This window comes from Salinimicrobium oceani, assembly GCF_012037645.1.
Map to the genome: position 1 here is coordinate 1 of NZ_JAAVJR010001366.1, position 320 is coordinate 320.

At 38.8% G+C, this 320-nt stretch carries 1 protein-coding gene; it reads right to left on the bottom strand.

All coding sequences use genetic code 11. The features are described from left to right. Nucleotides 1-307, bottom strand: a 307-nt coding sequence (locus HC175_RS22230) for a DUF7282 domain-containing protein (protein ID WP_438865982.1), incomplete at its 3' end; no start/stop codon positions are given. Nucleotides 308-320: the final 13 nt, after the last annotated feature.

Sequence of the window (320 nt, forward strand, 5' to 3'; positions counted from 1 at the left end):
CGCCCGCTTCATTAGAAGCATGTACAACAACCCAGCCGCTATTACTCAACACTACGTCACCTACAGTTATCATATTGTCAGAAATTGCCTGATCATTTACAGTAAGTGTCCCTGTAATGGCCTGAGTGGAAATAGATGTTATCTCAATAGATGTCATTACTATATTTCCTGATTCGTCCATAATTGGCAAATCAAGACCATTTTCTCCATCAAATTCGTATACTTCTTCTTCCCCGGTATCTGTGTGTAACATAATCCATATAGTAGCCCCTGCATTTACAGTTGCTGTTTCTTTAATGGGTACCATAACGTTTTCATAA